General features: G+C 35.7%; 15 protein-coding genes, 1 tRNA gene and 1 pseudogene. 7 read left to right on the plus strand and 10 right to left on the minus strand.

Annotated features, from left to right (window positions below):
* Nucleotides 1-72: 72 nt before the first annotated feature.
* The 4 genes and pseudogenes from J0L69_09595 to J0L69_09610 all read left to right on the plus strand — a co-directional run bounded on the left by J0L69_09595 (nucleotide 73) and on the right by J0L69_09610 (nucleotide 8,524).
* A complete protein-coding gene (locus tag J0L69_09595; protein ID MBN8693441.1) occupies nucleotides 73-1,644 on the plus strand; it encodes a hypothetical protein in 1,572 nt (523 codons plus the stop codon).
* A gap of 98 nt (nucleotides 1,645-1,742) precedes the next feature.
* On the plus strand, nucleotides 1,743-5,900 hold the full coding sequence (locus J0L69_09600) for an SBBP repeat-containing protein (GenBank protein MBN8693442.1): 4,158 nt from the start codon (nucleotides 1,743-1,745) through the stop codon (nucleotides 5,898-5,900).
* A gap of 58 nt (nucleotides 5,901-5,958) precedes the next feature.
* A pseudogene (locus J0L69_09605) lies at nucleotides 5,959-6,186 on the plus strand (dihydrolipoyl dehydrogenase).
* Nucleotides 6,187-6,283: 97 nt separating this feature from the next.
* The gene (locus J0L69_09610; protein MBN8693443.1) at nucleotides 6,284-8,524 is read left to right on the plus strand and encodes a tetratricopeptide repeat protein; all 2,241 of its coding nucleotides are present in this window, start codon (nucleotides 6,284-6,286) and stop codon (nucleotides 8,522-8,524) included.
* Nucleotides 8,525-8,559: 35 nt separating this feature from the next.
* Here J0L69_09610 and J0L69_09615 read toward each other — a convergent pair whose 3' ends face one another.
* The 7 genes from J0L69_09615 to J0L69_09645 all read right to left on the minus strand — a co-directional run bounded on the left by J0L69_09615 (nucleotide 8,560) and on the right by J0L69_09645 (nucleotide 13,871).
* Nucleotides 8,560-9,369 (minus strand): EI24 domain-containing protein, encoded by an 810-nt coding sequence (locus tag J0L69_09615; GenBank protein MBN8693444.1) that lies wholly within the window; start codon nucleotides 9,367-9,369, stop codon nucleotides 8,560-8,562.
* 134 nt (nucleotides 9,370-9,503) lie between these two features.
* Nucleotides 9,504-9,851 carry an STAS domain-containing protein gene (locus tag J0L69_09620; GenBank protein MBN8693445.1) on the minus strand — a complete coding sequence of 116 codons (348 nt, stop codon included), beginning with the start codon at nucleotides 9,849-9,851 and terminating at the stop codon, nucleotides 9,504-9,506.
* Between the two features lie 90 nt (nucleotides 9,852-9,941).
* On the minus strand, nucleotides 9,942-10,424 hold the full coding sequence (locus J0L69_09625) for a transcriptional repressor (protein ID MBN8693446.1): 483 nt from the start codon (nucleotides 10,422-10,424) through the stop codon (nucleotides 9,942-9,944).
* Nucleotides 10,425-10,430: 6 nt separating this feature from the next.
* Nucleotides 10,431-11,402 carry a peptidylprolyl isomerase gene (locus J0L69_09630; protein MBN8693447.1) on the minus strand — a complete coding sequence of 324 codons (972 nt, stop codon included), beginning with the start codon at nucleotides 11,400-11,402 and terminating at the stop codon, nucleotides 10,431-10,433.
* A 126-nt stretch (nucleotides 11,403-11,528) separates the two neighbouring features.
* Nucleotides 11,529-12,173, minus strand: coding sequence for an FKBP-type peptidyl-prolyl cis-trans isomerase (locus J0L69_09635; GenBank protein MBN8693448.1), 645 nt, complete (start codon nucleotides 12,171-12,173; stop codon nucleotides 11,529-11,531).
* Between the two features lie 312 nt (nucleotides 12,174-12,485).
* Nucleotides 12,486-13,331 (minus strand): FKBP-type peptidyl-prolyl cis-trans isomerase, encoded by an 846-nt coding sequence (locus tag J0L69_09640; GenBank protein ID MBN8693449.1) that lies wholly within the window; start codon nucleotides 13,329-13,331, stop codon nucleotides 12,486-12,488.
* 3 nt (nucleotides 13,332-13,334) lie between these two features.
* Nucleotides 13,335-13,871 (minus strand): FKBP-type peptidyl-prolyl cis-trans isomerase, encoded by a 537-nt coding sequence (locus J0L69_09645; GenBank protein MBN8693450.1) that lies wholly within the window; start codon nucleotides 13,869-13,871, stop codon nucleotides 13,335-13,337.
* 62 nt (nucleotides 13,872-13,933) lie between these two features.
* On the opposite strand from J0L69_09645, the gene nth reads away from it, so the two are divergent.
* The gene (nth, locus tag J0L69_09650; protein ID MBN8693451.1) at nucleotides 13,934-14,614 is read left to right on the plus strand and encodes an endonuclease III; all 681 of its coding nucleotides are present in this window, start codon (nucleotides 13,934-13,936) and stop codon (nucleotides 14,612-14,614) included.
* A gap of 394 nt (nucleotides 14,615-15,008) precedes the next feature.
* Nucleotides 15,009-15,446, plus strand: coding sequence for a thioredoxin-dependent thiol peroxidase (bcp, locus tag J0L69_09655; GenBank protein ID MBN8693452.1), 438 nt, complete (start codon nucleotides 15,009-15,011; stop codon nucleotides 15,444-15,446).
* A gap of 85 nt (nucleotides 15,447-15,531) precedes the next feature.
* Here bcp and J0L69_09660 read toward each other — a convergent pair whose 3' ends face one another.
* Both J0L69_09660 and J0L69_09665 read right to left on the minus strand, forming a co-directional pair.
* Complete coding sequence (locus J0L69_09660; protein ID MBN8693453.1) at nucleotides 15,532-16,206, minus strand: response regulator transcription factor; 675 nt, start codon at nucleotides 16,204-16,206, stop codon at nucleotides 15,532-15,534.
* Between the two features lie 20 nt (nucleotides 16,207-16,226).
* Complete coding sequence (locus tag J0L69_09665; protein MBN8693454.1) at nucleotides 16,227-18,173, minus strand: tetratricopeptide repeat protein; 1,947 nt, start codon at nucleotides 18,171-18,173, stop codon at nucleotides 16,227-16,229.
* A gap of 115 nt (nucleotides 18,174-18,288) precedes the next feature.
* Here J0L69_09665 and J0L69_09670 point away from each other — a divergent pair, with 115 nt between their 5' ends.
* Nucleotides 18,289-19,542 carry a T9SS type A sorting domain-containing protein gene (locus J0L69_09670; protein MBN8693455.1) on the plus strand — a complete coding sequence of 418 codons (1,254 nt, stop codon included), beginning with the start codon at nucleotides 18,289-18,291 and terminating at the stop codon, nucleotides 19,540-19,542.
* A 142-nt stretch (nucleotides 19,543-19,684) separates the two neighbouring features.
* Here the strand turns inward: J0L69_09670 and J0L69_09675 are convergent.
* A tRNA-Asp gene (locus J0L69_09675) sits at nucleotides 19,685-19,758 on the minus strand.
* Nucleotides 19,759-20,344: the final 586 nt, after the last annotated feature.

The raw sequence follows: 20,344 nt of genomic DNA on the forward strand, positions 1-20,344 counted from the left end.
AACTTGTAAATTATTGAATATTTTGTATTTTGGTGTAACAGTAAAAATGTAATTTAAACCAAATTCTGTAATATGCGTACAAAAAATCTCTTCTTCTTCAAATTGAATCAAATGATTAAGAAAATAAACTTTCCAATCATAATTCTTGCCAACTTCTTATCTGCATCATATTTACACGCACAAAGTCCGTTTGTGATTTCTGATGTTGAATACGAAATGGAACATCCTGTAATTAAAGACTTAAATTCTTGTATTCTTTTAAAAGATGCCCTATTTGTTGTTGAACAGGAATATACTAAAAGCAGCAAGTATAAATTAATTTTAGACATATATGATCCAATTACTTTTACTAGAAAAAATACGGGAGTTTTAGTTAACGAGGTTGAAACTCAAGATAAAGAACATCCTGTACCACTAAAAACATTTGCTGCAAACAATAAGCTTTATACATTTTATATAGACTATGACCGAAAAAGCACCATTATTAAACTTGTAGTGGCGGACATAACCGGAAAAGTAATAACTCAGCCAACAACTATTGCTGAAGTATCGGATAAAAAAGGAATGTATACAGGCTCAATTAATTATGATGTCGTGTTTTCACCAGATTTAACAAAATTCGCTGTTGGATTATCCATTAAGTATTTGATGTATCCGCAAGATTCCTATATCACCATTTACAACTCTAACTCACTTGAAAAAATTAAAACTGTTAATCCCACACAAAAAATCGAAGACCTCTATCTATTTAGTGGGACCTTTTCAATTAATGATAATGGCGATGTAATCTGCGCGCAACACATTTCAAAATTTGACACTGATATAAAATACCAAATTGTAGCTTATGAGCTAATTGGTTCGAAAGATTCAAAGTCTAAGGTATTTACAATTACAGACAAACTAAATATCAGAAGCGCTTTGTTCTTGGCAGACCAAAACAAATTTATAACTGCCGGGTTATGTAACGATATTGAAACGAAAGGCGGACCAGAACCCAAGCTTGCTAATTACTTCTTTGAAACTGATGGATCCGGAAAAGTAAAGAACCTTTCTTTTAATTATTTTAACGACGATTTTTATAAGCGCATGGGATACAAATTAGGAACTTGGGCTATCGAAAAAGGCACTGCTGACAAATCTTATATTGTAAAAGAACTAATTAAAAACAATAACGATTACTATTTCATGTTCACACAAGGTTTTTCAGGAACTAATAGTTCCGGCCCTTATCAACTTGAGCGTGAATTAATGACTTGTAAGTATTCCTCCGAAGGAAAATTTCAGTGGTGTGCCATCATACCTAAAAGCACCCTAAATAAGGTGAAAAATTTCCATTATACCTTTAATGGTGATAAACTATATTTTATCTATGCTGAACACCCATCAAATTTTGAAAAGATTGGCATATACGATGATAAGCTTAAAGAGATTGAAGACATCAAAAACTATAAAGATGCTGTATTCGCACAAACAACCATTGATGTAAAAACCGGAGCAGTGGAAAGAAAATTATATCCATCCGTTGATGGTGTTTTTATAACCCCAATTAACAGAAGCATTTCCATTAATGATGGCAAATCTATTGTTGTAAGATTTGTACGTAAAAACAAATTCTCGTATGGAAGGATGCTATTAATGAAGTAATGATTACTTTATTGAATAGAGTTCGATATTAATTCAATTATTCAAAAAAATATTACTGAGAAAAAAGTTATTAAATGAGAAACGTCGTCTTAATTTTGATGTGCTTGGTTAGATTTTCATTCGGCCAGACTTTACCAATACCAGCCTGGATGCAGAACATTGGTTCTGACGGAGGCTTAGATGAAGGTTACGGAATTGCAACTGATGCCGCCGGGAATATATATATTGTAGGAGAATTTAAAGGACGCGTTGATTTTGATCCTTCCTCTACAAGCACTTATACTCTATTAGCAAATGGCTCTACAGATGGGTTTGTGGCAAAATACACAAGTAACGGTAATTTTTTATGGGCCTTTAATATTGGGGGCTCCGATATCGCTTCTATCAAATCAATAAAACTAGATGGTGCAGGAAATATTTATATCTGTGGATTATTCTCAGGAAACAACATAGAATTCGATCCGTCAGTAAATACTTTCTCTTTAAACGCTTTGGGTACCGGACTTGCAACTGACGCTTTTATTGCTAAATATGATGGTAATCAAACTCCTAATTCTACAAGTTTTTTTCAATGGGCATTTCCAATTGGAAACGTTTGGACAGATCAAGCGAATGCATTAACTGTTGATGGTTTAGGAAATATCTATGTGACTGGTCACTTTAATATTTCATCGGATTTTGACCCATCGGTCAATAGTTACACAGTTGGTGCTAATGCTGATGTTTTTGTTGCAAAATATGATGCTAATCTAACACCTTCTTCTACCTCATTTTTCAAATGGGCTTTTGCCATTGGTGGAATAACTGCAGGTGATAGCGGATATGGTATCGAAACAGATGCTAGTGGTAACGTTTATTTAACTGGGGAATTTGCTAGTACTGCGGATTTCAATCCATCGTCTGGGACAGCTAATTTCAATGGAGGAAATGGTAACGCGTTTGTTGCAAAGTACGATGGAAATTTATTACCTAGTTCAACCTCTTTTTATAAATGGGCTTTTCATTTTGGTGGCCCCATACAAGATGTAGCCTATAGCTTAGATATAGACAGTTTGGGTTATTTATATGTGACAGGTAATTTTTCAGGGAGTAATATTGATATGAATCCTTCTTCCGTTACATCTACTATAAGTTCTCTTGGTGGTTCAACTAATTGTTACTTGGCGAAGTATGATGGAAATTTAACTCCAACTTCAACAAGTTTTTATCAATGGGCTTTTGCAATTGGTGACTCTACTAGCAGCATGGGTAAATCTGTAACCATCAAGAATAACAATATTTATCTTACGGGTTATTTTGGGAAAAAAGCAGATTTTGATCCGTCAATTAATACCTATTCCTTATCCGCAATTGCAAATGATGTTTTTGTTGCATCCTATGATAATAATCTTAATCCAACTGCAACAGGCTTTCTAAAATGGAGTTTTAATATTGGCGGTATTTATGGTGATGTTGGAAACGCAATTCACTTTAATCCCGTTACATCTAATATTGTAGTTACAGGTGCTTTCTCCGGACAAAATGTGGATTTCGACCCTTCGTCTGCTTCTAATACCCTTAGCTCCACCTGGCCAATAAGCGGTGATGCGTTTTGTGGCATATACTCTAACAATGGAAATTACATCAATGCATTTCCTTTAGGAAATTCATATGCGGGTAATTATGTTAATACAGTTGCCACTGATGTAAATGGAAATGTATTTGCCGCAGGAAATTTTACAGGAATAATTGATTTTGACTTAGGGCCGGGCATTTGGGAATTGAATTCAATAAATGGCAGAGGATTCGTTGCGAAATATAATAGTAGTGGTAACCTCTTATGGGCTTTTAATATCTATTCAGAATGTAAAGAACTAGATGTAGATCCTTATGGAAATGTATACTTAGCCTCTCAAGGTACATTAAACAACAATGATTACGATCCATCTCCTAACACTTTTACATTAAATCCTCCGGGTGCATTAGACATTCTGATTACAAAATACGATGGTAATCTTTCGCCCGGCTCAACCAGTTTTTTTAAATGGGCATTTCCGATTGGTGGCGCAACCGGGGCGGATATGGTTTTCGGCCTTGATGTTGATTCACTTCAGCAAGTTTATGTAACAGGATATGTTTCAGACACAGTTGATTTCGACCCTTCAATCAATACTAATATCGCAATTTCAAACCCCGGCAATCAAGATGTTTTTTTAGCCAAATATGATGGAAGCCTTACGCCTGCATCATCCTCTTTTCATAAATGGGGATTTCTAATTGGAGGTAATGGCAACTATGATTTAGGTTTTGATATTACCTCCGATAAGGCTGGAAATGTTTTTGTTTGTGGTCGTTTCTCCGGGAATAATATTGACTTTGATCCATCAACAAGTTCATCATACACATTAACCGCAAATGCTAACTTGGATATTTTCGTGGCTAAGTACAATGGAAATCTCACTCCTTCTTCAGCTTCTTTTACACAATGGGCTTTTAACGCTGGCGGCATAGGTGACGATGAAGCTACAGCAATATGCGTTGACTCTATTGGTGGTGTATATATTACTGGAACTTTTCATGGTACCGGAATAGATTTTAATCCCTCTTCAAGCATGAATGGAACAAGCTCATTAGGATTTAGTGATGCGTTTGTTGCAAAATATGACGGAACTCAACTACCCTCCTCGTCTTCATTTTTCAAATGGGTATTTAATCTTGGAGGCAATAATTACGATGTTGGTGCAGACTTGGCTTTATATAAAGAAAACTTATATGTTTCAGGTTTCTTTTATAACACTGTTGATTTTAATCCACCTACTTACCAAACCTATACAATCTCTTCTCCGGGTTATTATAGCCAGTATATAGCATGCTATAATACTAATTTTACACCAAGTTCAAATTCATTTTTTAAAGGCGCCTTTAGTATAGTTGGAGCAAATTCCGGATCCAAACACGAACTTTATACTGATGATAATGGCTCACTTTACGCCACAGGTGGATATAAAGGAAATCTGATCGAATTTGACCCAACAAGTACAACATTATTATCGAGTAGCGAAGGTAAAGGAACTCTCTTTAGTGGTTTTTTAGTTAAGTATGGTAGTTTTTGTTCATTCCCATCTGTACCTATTGTTACCACAAATACTGTTACATGCATTGGTGTTACCAATACAGTAAGCTTAAGTGGAGCCAATCTTAATAACGCAAGCAACTGGACTTGGTATATTGGTGGTTGTGGCGGAACTCCTGTGGGTACAGGCACAGCCATTGTCATGACTCATACTGCACCTGCAAATGTAACTTATTATGTAAGAGGTGAAGGAGGATGTGTTGGTTCCTTAGCATCTTGTGGATCAGTATTTGTGTTTGTAAATGCTCTACCCTCAATCGGCATTGTAGGGAATGACACTTTGTGTTTTGGTAAAAACATGACATTAATAGGAACCGGAGCTAATACATATACATGGAATTCATCAATAGTTTCAAACACTCTAAATGTTAGTCCAACGGTAACTACAACTTATTCATTATCCGGTACTGATTTAAATGGATGTATCAATTCAACTACACTGGGAATGACTGTTATTCCATCTCCTACTATCTCTATTATTGGAGTTGATAGCATATGTTACGCAACAACAACAACGCTAACCGCTACCGGTGGTACAAGTTACATTTGGAGCACAGGTCCATTAACCAATACAATTGTTGTTACTCCATTTACTACAACAACTTACTCTGTCATCGGGATTTCAGGAGTTTGCAATTCAACTGCTTCACATACAATAACCATAAAACCAAGTCCTATAATCACATTTACATGTAGTGCTCCTGGATGGATTTGGGGACCGTCTTGTCAACAAACAGCCACAATTACAGCTAATGGGGCGTCAACATATTCTTGGAACACAGGTTCTAATTTACAAACAATAGTCGTTTCTCCATCTGTAACTACAAATTACATGGTTTATGGTACATTCGTTAACGGATGTGCATCTAGTGGTGTGTATCCCTTAACCGTTTATCCATGTACAGATGTTAATGAAATAAATTTAAAGAATAATATTTCAATTTATCCAAACCCTACCAGTAATTTAATTTTCATTTCAACTACAAGTCAGGAAGAATTTGTAGAAATTTATAATTCAGAGGGAAAAGAGATTTTAAAAAGAAATATTTTTCAAGGCACAACAGAATTTAATCTTGATAAATTATCTGCAGGTCTATATCTGATTAAAATTAATAGTAAAACCTACAGAATAGTCCTAAACTAATTTTTTTATTGAATGTAGTATTAGCAACCGGCAAAATCCAAACAGTAATCTTAAAACTTCAGGCGCATCCGATGGATTTATTAAACTAATTTTCGACGCTAAATACGGTGAGTTATTAGGCGCGCACATGATTGGTGCTAACGTTACTGAAATGGTAGCAGAATGTGTAGCAGTTCGTAAATTAGAAACAACAGGTCACGAATTAATTAAAACTGTTCACCCTCACCCTACCATGAGCGAAGCGATTATGGAAGCTGCAGCTTATGGTGAAGTGATACATTTGTAACTTTACTTTTACTTTATATTAAAACAGGCACTTTTGGTGCCTGTTTTTTTTTATATTTACTATACGATTGAAAAAAATTTATCTAATATTTTTTGTAGTGTATAACCTCTTAGCTTACACTCAAAATAAAATAGGCAAGTCCTGGTTTATTTTAGACAGCATCGAGCAAACACAACTTTCCTTTCAGGATAAATATCTTTTTGACTCTATTCTACCTCTATATCATAAAGCAAATCATGATTCGATTCGACTCAGATATGTTATGTTTTTAGCAAACACATTGGGTGATGAGCGAATTTGGCCGAGATATAATCAATTAGCCTTGGAAATGTCGGAAAAAGGCGGCGAGGATAACGCATTTCTGATTTATAAAACATATGCTTTAAGTAACATCGCGTTTCAATTATCAACTTATAAGAATGATACTAAAAAGGCTATGGAAATTTATGAAGACATTTACAAAATTCAACTAAGATTAAATGACTTAACCGGCCTATCTTCTACTACAAACAACATGGCCAATATTTATAAAAAGCAAGGCGACATAGATAAAGCCATTGAATGGCATATAAAATCATTAAATCTAAAGGAGAAAAACCATGATAAACTTGGCGTTGGCACTTCGTTAAACAATCTTGGTTCAATTTATAAAGATCAAGGCGACCTTGTTTCAGCTATTAATTGTTATTCCAAAGCTTACAAAATATTTGACCAACAAAATGAGAAACGTCAAATGGCCTTAGCTCTTAATAACATAGGAAGATTGTATCATAATCAGGGAGATTTAAATAAGGCACTTGAAAACTATGAAAAGGCAAATAAATTATTTGAGTTAGTGGGTGAAAAACAATCCATGGCATTAACTATTACAAACATTGGTGAAGTATTTCACCGGAATGAAAAATATTCAGATGCTTTCTCCTATTTTAATCGGGCAAAATTAATTTACGAATCGCTGGGAGATAATGTAGGAATTGGAAATTCTTTGATACATATTGCAGGTAATTATTATAAATTAAGAAATACTGACAGTGCTATTATTGCCTTAAATCAAAGTTGTAATCTTCTTAAAAAAGGGGAAAACCTGAATGAACTTGCTAATGCTTATGGATTACTTGCTGATATTTATTTCAATAGAAATGAGCTTGGTAATTCAGAAAAATTTGCATTAGAAGCATTAACAATTGCTAATAAACTTGGCTACCCCTATCTTATCAAAAATCCAAGTTTCTTCTTATATAAAATCTATAAACAAATGGGCAAAACCGGGCCATCATTAATTATGTTCGAACAATATGTGAAGATGAGAGATAGTTTAGAAAGAGTTGAAAACAAAAGAGCCGTTTTACGTCAACAATTTCAGTCTGAATACGAAAAAAAGGCAGCAGCAGACAGTGTAGCACAAGCTAACTTAAGATTAATAGAACAAAATAAACACGAAAACGAAATTGCACAACAACGCTTATTTACATACGGAGGAGTATTTGGTTTTTTATTAATGTTGGTCATTGCCTTTGTTTCATTTAACGCATATAGAAATAAGCAAGTAGCTAACAAAGAAATATCACTTCAAAAACACATCATTGAAGAAAAACAAAAAGCCATTGTTGACTCCATAAACTACGCGAAACGAATTCAATATACACTTTTAGCACATGAGGACTTACTCAAATCAAATTTGCGCGACTTTTTTGTTCTGTTCAAACCAAAAGACATCGTAAGTGGGGATTTTTATTGGGCTACTTTGGCAAATGATAAATTCTATCTCGCCGTTTGTGATAGTACAGGCCATGGCGTACCGGGAGCATTTATGAGTTTATTAAATATTGGCTTTTTAAGTGAAGCTATCAATGAAAAAGGGATTTATAGTCCTGACCATATTTTAAATTACGTGCGAAAAAAATTAATTGAGAGCATTTCAAAAGAAGAGCAAAAGGATGGATTTGACGGCACTTTAATTTGTTTTGACAAGGCAGCTAACCGTATTAGTTATGCGTCCGCTAATAATAGAGTATTGATATATACAAATAATACTCTCAATGAATTAGGATACGACAAAATGCCAGTAGGTCAAGGTGAAAAACAAGACCCATTTACATTAAATAACGTGAATTATACACATGGAGATATTTTATATATGCTAACAGATGGTTATAGTGATCAATTTGGCGGTCCACAAGGAAAAAAATTTAAGTACAAAAAGTTTAGTGAAACTCTAGAAAATATAGCATCCTTACCACTTTCACAACAAAAAGAAAAACTTGAATTAGCTTTTAATGAATGGAAAGGTGAACAAGAACAAGTGGATGATGTTTGCGTGATTGGAATACGTATCTAAATTTAATCTATACTTGCAGAATTAACTAAAAACAGTTAAGCACTTTTTTGATTCCTTAATTCCAGAAAGCTTATCGTTGCACCCAATGAAGCGATAGCCGGACCAAACATTAATCCAATGATATCTCCGGCAAATGTTGGAATACTCATGAACAACCAATAAACGCAACCAATCCCTATCACCAATCCTTTATTAGCGCGAATAAAACGCACACTGTCGCTCACGTTGTAACGGTAACGCTCGGTATTGTAATCCATCATGGAGAAGCCTGTGAAATACCAGCTCACCAATAACAAAAACGGTGTGGTTGCAATCACTAATGGCGGAAAAAATAAGGTCACAATAAAGCAGCCAATAATAATACCAAACTCTATCATCATATTACGCAAGCCTATCATGGTACCGCGAACAATGTCTTTCATTAATTGAGGAAATGAAAATGGAAATTTTTGTCCGGTGAGTTTTTCGTCGGCAATTTCAGAGAGCAATGCAAATAATGGTGAAAGAACAATTAATAAAACATACTTTGAAAATGTTCCGGAGATAAACCAAAACAAAATTTTCACTACCCAAAACACAAATACACTGAAATATCCGGTTAAAAAAGGTTTGGCAAATGAAAGCCAATGTCCGCTATCCGGTATTTTATCAAACTCCAATGCTTCAGCGGTCCAGTTAGCAAACCAATCGGCAAGCACTGTTATTCCGGCTAAGCTCAATAGCCAGGTTAATACCCAAATGACTAAAGGATAAAGCAAAAAGGGCCAAAGGCCCTTATTAAATAATACATCAAATGATTTGAATGCGTTGGAAAACCCTTTTATGAATCCGTTAAAGAAGTTCATTTGTCGTACTGTTTAATTAATTCTAATCTCCCCTCTCTTCAGGGCTAAAGCCCATTCTTCTTTTTATAAGTAACCCCGGACTGAAGTCCGGGGTTATGCTAAAATTTATTCTTATAGGGTTTTAGCCCTGAAGATTAAACGCTTAACAATTTCAATGCCTGATCTTCGGAATCAACAATTTTAAAAAGTGTATTGAGTTTGGTGATTAAAAGTAACTCGTTGATTTTTTTATTCATGTTGTAAATCACCGTTTCTCCGCCACTGTTACGCGTTTTAGTGAGCAACTGAATTAAGGTATTAAGTCCGCTGCTGTTCATGTATTTTAACCCTTCCAGATTAAGCGCAATCTTATTATTGCCGGCAGCCACTAATTCTTCCACCTTCTTAATCAAATCAGCCGCCTGATTTTTTTCAATCAATTCTCCGGTTAAGGATACTATAGTACATTTATTTTTTTCGGATATGGAAAATTCAAATAGCATGTCTTATTTTTTAACCCGAAGAACTTAATCTGCTTTAGGACTAATTAAGCTTTTCGATTTTATTACTATGATTATTAATAGCCCGTTCGATTAAGTCTTACGGGTCGTGTAATGTTCGCACTTTCCTTTTTCCTTCAAGTTACGGCATTTTGCGAAAAAATTCAAGGAATGATGGAAAATATCAAAGTTCAGAATATTCTCCGTCATCTTTTGTATCTGCATCACTCGCGGATCGCAGAACTCAAACACTTTTTCGCAATCGCTGCAAATTAAATGATCGTGTTGCTTATACTTATAGGCTTTTTCAAATTGTGCTAAATTTTTTCCGAACTGGTGTTTAATTACCAATCCTGCATCCAACATTAACTCGATGTTGTTGTACAAAGTAGCACGACTTACCCTATACTTTTTATTTTTCATCATGAGGTACAATCCTTCAATGTCGAAGTGTCCCTCATGAGAATATATTTCATTCAATATCGCAAAACGTTCCGCTGTTTTACGGTGTCCGTTTTGCTCGAGGTAATCTGTAAGGATTTTCGTTACCGCTTCCTTTGTTTCCTCGTTATTCATGAAAAATTAGTTTCCTACTTTAATCAATTCAACATCGAATACTAACCATGCGTTTGGAGGAATAACTCCACCTGCACCCTGACTTCCGTATCCTAAATGTGGAGGAATAATTAATTTAGCTTTTCCACCTTGCTTCAACATCATGATACCTTCATCCCAACCTTTAATTACCTGTCCAACGCCGATTGGCAATGAAATTGGCTGACCACGATCTACTGAGCTATCGAATTTAGTTCCGTTTAATAAAGTTCCGGTATAGTGTACGCTTACCATATCTCCGGTTTTTGGAGCCGGTCCGTCACCCGGTTTTTCAATCATGATTTTTAAACCTGAACCAGTCGTTTGCGCGCTTCCGAATTTTTCTTTTAAGATAGATTCCATCGCTAAGGTTTCAGCTTTGATTTTCTCTTCCGCTTTCTTTACTAAATCTGTTTTTGTTGTTTCGAAAGTTTTTGCAGCATCAAATGATTCAGCCTCTTTTCCTTTACGCAAAATCACTAAATGCTTAATGGTATCGTTCCCTACAATTTTATCCACTACATCTTGTCCTTGTACTACATGTCCGAATACGGTATGCTTACCGTCTAACCAAGGGGTTGGAACGTGTGTAATGAAAAACTGACTACCGTTTGTATTTGGACCTGCGTTCGCCATTGATAAAATACCTGGACCTTTATGTTTTAAAGTTGTATCAATTTCATCAGGGAATTTATAACCCGGATCACCCATACCGGTTCCCATTGGACAACCACCCTGAATCATGAAGCTTGGGATTACACGGTGAAATTTGTTACCATCGTAGTACGGTGTTCCTTCTGCTTTTTTATCATTCTTAATTTTCCCTTCTGCTAAGCCAACAAAATTGGCAACAGTCATAGGCGTTTTCTTATGTTCAAGGAAACAATAAATATCTCCCTTGTTAGTTTCAAATTTGGCGTAAATGCCGTCTGCTTGCTTTGCTAAAAATTCTTTGTCCATTTTACTGATTTTTACTTTTTGAGTTTTCTGTGAGAACATGGCGCCGGTTGCGAATAACAAACCTGCCATTAATGCGATACTTTTTTTCATAGTGTATGTTTTATGAATTTATTTCTTGTTCTCTGATTATTGTCCCGCACTGATTTCCTGCACCGGTGCGGTAGGAATATCTTTTGCGTCGATGATATCTAACAATTCTACTTCAAATACTAATGAAGCGAATGGAGGAATCGGACCGGTACCTTGTGGACCGTAACCTAAATTACTTGGGATAATTAATTTAGCCTTTCCGCCTTTGCTCATTAATTGAATACCTTCTGTCCAACCCGGAATCACTTGATTTAACGGGAAGGTAGCAGGTTCTCCTCTATCCAATGAACTATCAAATTTAGTGCCATCCAATAAAGTTCCGGTATAATGCACAACTACATTATCTGTTGCTTTAGGTTTTGGACCTGAGCCTTTTTTCACATCAATAAAAATTAATCCGGAAGCGGTTGGCTTCGTTGTAATTTTATTATCCGCTAAATACTTATCTAATTCCGGTTTTTCTGCTGCCTGGCGTTCAGCCATCATTTTTTCCATTTCAGCCTGTTGCTGTTTTTGGTTCTTTTCTAATTCGGCACGAGATTTAACTTCCAATACTTTCATTGTTACCACTAAATTCTCACCCGGTTTAATGAATGGAGGTAATTCGTTGAAACGTTGTGTTTTTAAATAGAAAGAATCAGCTTTAATGATAAACGACGCGCTATCACCCTGCCCCATCATTTGCAATGCATCTTCAATACTTCCTACGAATGAAGATTTTGGTAAAATATAACGGAAAATTCCGCTGCCATCACGGCTTACACTTTTTGAATCTACAATGATAGAATCGTTTGTGAATTTCTTAATAGTAAACGTAAATCCAACGCCATCACCTTCTTTTGGTGTAATAGGGTTTTCTGATTTGTTGTAAAACTTGTAGTGCATGCCATTCTCGGCTTTCGTAAAGCCTTCAAATTCTGAATTATTACAGGCTGTAAAAGCTAAAACGGCTGATGCGGCACCAAGTAAGGGAAGTTTGTTCATTTTGTTTATTTATTTTATATCTGTTATTGTTATTTCGTAAAGCAAAGGTGTAAACGGAGGTACTGTTGCATTGCTGTTTCCGCGTTCGCCATATGCGAGGTACGAAGGTAAGATTATTTTGGCATATTCGCCTTTACTCATGCCCTTTATAACAAAATTTATGCCTTTTAAAACCTGGTCGGGAGTACCATATACAAACTGTAAAGGATAGAATGGCGCATCGAACAAACTATCATTTAAAAAACGCCCTTTATAACTTAAAACTACTGTTCTGCCTTTTGTTACTTTATCCGCACTTTCCGATGTTTTTCTCTCGAGTACGAAAATCTTATTGGGCAATTCCACCACCTCATCCAAATCCTTTTGAGCTATGTAGTCTTTGATGGTTTTTAATTCTGTTTCCGAAATTTTCACTTCCTTTTCGAGGTGGGAAATACGAACATCAACTCTGATCAATGAATCATTTTTGCAATAATCAGGCACCGGTACCTGAAAATAATCGGTAAATAAATTTTGTGTTTTTACATAATATGAAATGCTGTCTCCCTCTACCAAACCCAAAAAATGACTCACAAACAAAGTTTTTTGCAGGGAATCTTCCGGATTAAAATAAATTTTCTCACGCGAAGAAGAGAAGAAAACCGAATCGTTTAATTTTTTGAAACTACAGGTAAAAGTAACATCATCCCAAGGCCCCACTTTATAATCACCATCGCCGATTTTTAGCATTTTATAATACAAACCGGCCTCGTTACGCGAGTAATCATCAAAATAAAGTTGGTGTTTTCGCTTACACGACGAATACACTATCAGTAAAGAAACAAAAACAAGAATGTAGGATACTTTGTACTTCACAAACTACTTATTTAAGATTTTTACATCGTACACTATAGCACGTTGTGGCGGAATTTTATTCATATCTCCCAATAAACCATGCGCTAAATGAGACGGTATTAGGATAAGGGCTTTATCGCCTTTTTTAAGAAATTGAACGCCTTTATGAATACCGCTTTCGAGATTTTCGTGCCCAACTTTAAATGTTTTCGGTCCCTCAGATGCTGAAGAATAACATTCTGTTCCATCCAATAAAGAAACCGTATACTCCATAGTGATTTCATCACCATCACGAATCGAATCTCCCTTAGCGGAGGCTTCATACACGTAATAACGCAGACCAAAATCAGTATTTATAAAATTCATTTGGTGCGATTTAGCATAATAATCCATTTCATCATTTTCCTTTTGCACCACTTGTTGGTTAGCCTTCACAAATTGGTCTTGCAAGGCTTTTTTAGTTATCCCATGGTGTTTAGGTTTCTCCTCTTTATTGGGATTACACCCGAAGAAAAGCCCCGACAAGCTTAACCAAAAAATAATGTACTTAAATGGAAACATAGTTCTCAAAATAGCTTAATTTAATGCCAAAATACAGGCCTTAAGTTAACACTATTTTTTGCATGACTAAGCAAGAACGTTTCGACAAAATCTTAAATTACTTTAAAACCCATGTGCCGGTTGCGGAAACCGAATTGCATTATAATAATCCGTTTGAGTTACTGGTAGCAGTGATACTTTCGGCACAGTGTACAGATAAGCGTGTGAATATGATTACGCCGACATTATTTGAACATTTTCCTACGGCAGAAGCAATGGCTGCCTCCAATTCGGATACCATTTTTACCTATATAAAGAGCATTTCTTACCCGAATAACAAGGCCAAACATCTGGTAAACATGGCTAAGATGCTGATTGAAGATTTTAAAGGGGTGATACCTTCTGAGGTGGAGGAATTGGTAAAACTACCCGGCGTTGGCCGAAAAACCGCCAATGTTATAGCTTCGGTTATATACGATAAGCCGGCCATGGCGGTGGATACGCATGTTTTCAGGGTGTCGAATCGCTTAGGATTAACCACCAATGCAAAAAATCCCTTGCAAAGTGAGAAGCAACTTATTAAATTTATCCCTGAAGATCTGGTTCCCAGAGCCCATCACTGGCTTATTTTACACGGGCGTTATACCTGCTTGGCAAGGTCGCCCAAATGTTCTGATTGCCAATTGAAAGAATGGTGTAAATATTATTCACAAAACGTAAAAATTAAACATTATGGCAAAGAAAAAAGTAAAAGCAAAAAGTAAAAAGCCCGCTGTAAAAGCAAAAGCTAAAAAAGCGAAGGCCAAAAAAGCAAAGCCTGCCAAAAAAGCGAAAAAGGTAAAGGCGAAATCAAAACCGAAAGCCAAAAAAGTTGTCAAAGCGAAAAGCAAAAAATCAAAACCGGCAAAAAAATCGGTGAAAAAAGCTGCGAAAAAACCGGCTAAGAAAGTAGTAAAAAAAGTAGCGAAGAAAGCAGTGAAAAAGGCTGCAAAACCTGTAGCGAAAAAGAAAGTTGCTAAAGTAAACAAACCTGCTTCGGTGAAAGAAGTGAAAGCAGCAAAAGTGAATGTTCCTGTGCAGCATGCATCCACTAATCATACGCCGGCAGTTGAAGAAAAAGCACCTTTTGTACCACACACTACTTCCTTACGTGAAGGCATGCAGGCTCCTTATTTTGAAGGAAAAGACCAGCATGGAAACTCGGTTAGAAGCAGTGATTTAATGGGTAAAACCATCATTCTGTATTTCTATCCTAAGGATGATACACCGGGATGTACAGCGGAATCGTGCAGTTTGCGTGATGAATACCAATACATGAGTAATAATAACTATGCGGTAGTTGGCGTAAGCGCGGATAATGTTGAATCACATCAGCGTTTTGCGGATAAATACAATTTACCTTTTCCATTGTTAGCCGACGTTGACCATAACATTATTAAAGCTTATGATGTTTGGGGACAAAAAATGCTGGCAGGAAATATTTATGATGGCATAGTACGTACCACCTTTATTATTGATGGTGATGGAATAATCAAGAATGTCATTACAAAAGTAGATACAGCCAACCATGCCAAGCAGGTAATGGAAATGCAGTAAAAACTTCCTTTCGAAATAAAAAACCCTCTTTCACTTCGACAAGCTCAGTGACCAAGAGGGTTTTTTATTTTAAGAAATTTAAGAATTATAGTTTATTCCTATTGTACAGTTTAATAGCCTGCGCTCTCGACGTAACGTGTAGCTTTTTATAAATTGAGGCTACATGATTGCGAACAGTATTCGGACTTAAATCGAGGTGGGAGGCAATTTCTTTGTATTCCAAACCGTCAATAAGGTACATTAATATGCTCTTTTCTTTATCTGTAAGGTGATAATCCAATTTTACCTCTGATTTATTAAACGACTCAATGTTTGCACTCATTAATAAATTAAGGGCTCTCCGTGCTATGCTCGGACTCATAGGCGCTCCTTCCTCATTTAAAACATTATTGATAGCTTCTTTAATTTTTTCAATGGATTCGTCTTTTAAAAGATATCCATCGGCTCCGGCTTTAATCGCACTGAATATTTTATCATTTTCATCAAAAATGGTAAGCATTAGATATTTCAATTCGGGAAATCTTATTTTCCCCTCTTCAACAGCTTCTACGCCATTCATAATAGGCATATCAATATCCATTAGTACCACATCCGGTTCTCGTGATTTTCTAGCCTCCACCATTTTTTCCAAAAAATCCCTTCCGTTTTCGGCTGTAAATAACACTGAGTAGTTATCAAAACTATTGAGTTTTTCCTCAAGCGCAGTCCGTAAAACTCGTTTGTCGTCCACTATCGCAATATATGTCATTTTTTTACTCATAAAGTTGGATGACTTAATACTTAATTCAAATAGTACGAATCTACTAGTAATTTATATTTAGTGCCCTTACCTGTTTCGGAATAAAATTCCATTATTACGTTAGATTCTTCTGCCCTGTTCCTAATATTTTTTAAACCATAACTGTCTTTTTTATCATCTGTAAGATTAAACCCCACTCCATTATCTTCTATAACAATTTCAATTCTCTCATTTGAACTAACAGTAATTTGGACGCTAGAAGCTTTAGAATATTTAAACGCGTTATTCAAAATTTCCTGGCATATACGATATAAATTTAGCCCTAAGGTTAGATTTAAATCCGGAGCTATCTCTAAAGACTCTTTAAAAACAACTTCAGTATCGCTGCTTTTAAACATGGTACGCGCGTGTACTTTTAGCTTATCGCAGAAATCATACAATGAAATATTTCCGTCATTAATTGCCCAAATGGTATCTCTCAAATTATCTATGACACTTTTTGCAACTTGATTAATATTCTTAACAGTCGTCTCACGTTTATCAGCATTTTCATTGTTTAATCCATCAATAGAATACAATATGTAGGATAACTGTCCGCCAACATTGTCATGTAAATCGCGTGAGATCCTCTCCTTCTCCTTTTGATATTTTTCCGCTTCTAAACGTCTAAGTGATTCCTCTTCAAACTTAGCTTGCAGTATGGCCTGATTAGCTTTTTCTTTACGTGATCTAATCATCAAAACAGCAATAACGACAAGTAAAAATGAACTTATTACCGACATCCAAATAAACAATTGTTGATTTTTAATTTTAGAAGTTTGATTTTGATTAACCTGATTTAATAACTCAATTGCCTTTTGCTTTTCAGTAAATTGATAAGAAGCAATAAGCGCATCAGTATTAAGTTGAAAGCTCGCTGTGTTAAACGAATCCTTTAAAAAAGCATATTTTTCGAGATAAAAATGAGCTGAATCGAACTTTCTTTGTTGCTTGTAAAAATTTGATAAGTGCTCAAAAACCATAAATCTTTGTTTCACATTATTATTCTTACTTGTAATAGATAAGGCTTTATGCGCATAGTGCAAACTCATAGCGGGTTCTTTCAGCTTTTCGTAAACTATCGACGCGTAGGTATAAGTATAGCCCAACTCCCAGTTGTCGCTGATTTCTTCTCTGATTTTAATAGATTTAAGAAAGTAGGACAGTGCGCTGTCAAGATGATTACTTTCCAAATAAGCAACACCAATATCATTATAAGCATAAGCAATATCATAAATTTGATTTCTGTTGGCTGCAACAACAAGTGATTTTTTGGCATATATTAATGCGCTGTCGGTAGACTTTAAATTCCGATAGGAGATACTAATATTTGTATAAGCTCTTGAAAGCATATTAGAATCGTTATTTTGCAGGGATAACTGAATCAACTTATAAAAGATTCCAATGGCTTTTTGATACTTCTTATCCTTATTAAAACCTACTCCCAAAAAATTGTACGCATTGGAGATTAATACATTATTTTTTAATTGAAGTGCCATTTTTAATCCTTGCATTCCTGCCTGCTGCGCCAAGCTGATATTACCGGTACGATTGTAAAGCGTTGCCAGTAATTGATACGCGTAACATAAATTTCCACCGGGCTTACCTTTTTCTAAATAACTGATGGCTTGTTTGATATTTTGAATGGCGGGTAAATATTCATTCTGATAATCATCAATCATCGCCTTAACGAGAAAAGATTTTGCTTTTAAGTAATTATTATCTTTTGTATTCGCATAAGTAACTAAATCAGTTGCCAATGAATCGGCCAGTTTTTCATGATCGAACTGAAGGGTATAAATCAATTTAAAAAAAGTATCTACAACAGCTGAGTCTATAATCACCTTTGCTTTCGTTTGATGGTACTTTTCAAGAAATGATTTGGGTTCGGTTTGGGAATATAAGCCGATATTAAAAACAATTAAGAAGATTAAAAGTAAACACCTCATAATGCAATAAATATAATTCTAAATTTTCAAAAAAGCCTGTTATCCTCCTAGTACATACGTACTATTTTAAAATCTGTGATAAAGTTTCAAATTTGACAAACCTAAATTAAAAAACATGAAAAAATTTTTACTCCCCATCTTACTTGCAGGCAGCTTTATGAAAGGGCAAACCTGGGCACCAATTTTCACCCCCGGAACACCAACCGGAACCACTACAATTTCACAAACCTCATTAAACGATTTTTCGTTCTACAATAACAATCTTGGTATTGTTTCATTGGGTTATGTATATCATCTCACAACCGACGGAGGCGCTACTTGGAGTCACTGGAAAGACTTTTTTCCATACCCACAAAATAAGGCTGTGTTTTATTTAAACGCTACAGATATTGTAACCGGTACCGGCAATGGAAGAATTTATAAAAGCACTGACAATGGAAATACCTTTACACAAAAAGCGACTCCTGTTAGTGATGTTATGGCCTTAGATTTTAAAGGAAATTTTGGTGTGCTGGTAGACAATTATTGCAAAGCATCTTACTCAAGTGATGGCGGTGAAAACTGGACAATGATTAGTAATACTGTATTATGTGGTAATTTATCAGCCATGAAACATGTAAATGTGGTAGACGCTAACACCACTTACATTTGCGGAAACAATACCAATTTCTTTAAAACTACCAATGGTTGTGTGAATTGGAGTCCGGTTATTACAGGTTATACCGGCAATTACACCGGATTAAATTTCATTGACGCTAATACCGGATTTGTTACTATTTATTCGGGTTCACCCAATGCTGCCCGATTATTAAAAACTACTGATGGCGGAAGTACCTGGAGCAATTTAACACCGGCATTGGTGGCCGCAGGTTCTAATACCACTTCAACGTTTGGAGCCGTTTATGCAATTGATGCTAATACTATTTATGTTGGTGTAGATGGTGGTAAAATAATGGTATCGACGGATGGAGGTGCAACTTTTACAACCGACTTTACGCACACAAGCTGCACTTCTTGTCCATTTAGCAAGTTAAAATACGCAGGTGGTGTTTTATTTGCTTCGCACAACAGTGGAGGCACAACAAGCAAAGTATTCAAGAAAACAATAAGCGGAGTAGGAATAAATGAAGTGGCGAAGGAGTTGATTTTCTCGATCTATCCGAATCCCGCTCAGGATTTCTTAATGATTGAACATAACACCAAAGAAAGTGGTAAAGTAAAGATTTATTCAACTGACGGAAAATTAGTAAAAGAAGCCGACCTTAATACAGAGAAAATAAACATAAGCTTTTTAAATGCAGGTATCTATATTGTAAAAACTGAAACAGAATCAGGCTCTTTCGGTTATAGAAAATTCGTTAAAGAATAATCTATTTTTAAGAAAACAAAGCCTCGTTGTTCGAAAAAAAGAATGACGAGGCTTTTTAGTTTGAAACTCAGAATATTTTAATAGCCTGTAAATGAATAAGTAAACGCAAACAAAAAAGCCCCAGAAAATCTGAGGCTTTTTGCGGACCGGACGGGACTCGAACCCGCGACCTCCGCCGTGACAGGGCGGCATTCTAACCAGCTGAACTACCGGTCCTAGAATCTTTTTATTTGTTTAAACCGATCATTCTAACTTTTAAGCTGAATGGCGAGGCTCTGCTCGCCATCGCGAGTTTAACCTCACGACTACCAGTCCAACAATCTTTTCAAATATGAAGCAAACTACTTTAGGAGTTTTGCTTCGTATTTGGGACTGCAAATGTAGTAATTAATTGAATTCTGCAAAAATATTTTCAAGCAATTTTAGCTTTTTTAGGGCTCCAAAGCGCAAATACTCTGTAAAATTATCTTCTACCTTTATTCCATGCTTGCCCATCCCGAATTGGTTGACCTCTTAAAGCGCGCGTACTCTGAACACTATAAAGTGCTTTATGAAATGGGACTGGAGGAAAAAGAACACGAGTTTTAACTCCTTAACCAAATAAAAAACAGCAAACGAGTTGGGTTCTTAGTTAATATTAATGTTCAGAAACTAAAATATGGTTTAATAGAACCATTCAAGATATGCTGTGCACCACAGAGAAACTGAGGACGCAGCGTATAAAAACAACCTTCTCTGATTTCTCTGTATCTCAGTGGTGAAAAATGAAAAAATATGCAGTTAATCAATCTGCATCCTATTG

It is taken from the genome of Bacteroidota bacterium, assembly GCA_017303905.1.
In the GTDB taxonomy this organism is placed as follows: Bacteria; Bacteroidota; Bacteroidia; order B-17B0; family Aurantibacillaceae; genus JAHEYG01.